We start from the raw sequence: 255 nt of genomic DNA, 5'->3' as shown, positions 1-255 counted from the left end.
CTTTCAGGGTTGTCCGCCAGGGCGCCATCGAATTGGAACGGCTCCGCGAGATCGTCCCTTCGATTCTCGGTTTCGGTGAGGCAGTGGGCCAAGAGGCACCAGTCGGTGAGGCGCCAACCCAGGAACCGCCAGTCGAGGAACTACCCGGCCAGGACGTCGCGGGACCCGACGTCGAAGGTCCGGTTCATGGTTCGGATCCTGTGGCCGCCAATGACGAAGTAAAGCCGGATGATTCCTGAGCGACAAAGCGTCCCC

1 protein-coding gene is annotated in these 255 nt (G+C 62.7%); it reads left to right on the top strand.

The genetic code is table 11. The annotated features are described in order from the left end of the window. Window positions 1-239: hypothetical protein (locus SB847_RS21625; protein ID WP_410578743.1), on the top strand; the 239-nt coding region annotated here is incomplete at its 5' end. Window positions 240-255: the final 16 nt, after the last annotated feature.

This window comes from Bacillus sp. SIMBA_026, from assembly GCF_046535335.1.
Classification (GTDB): Bacteria; Bacillota; Bacilli; order Bacillales; family Bacillaceae; genus Bacillus; species Bacillus velezensis.
This window is presented reverse-complemented; position numbering and strand designations above follow the sequence as displayed.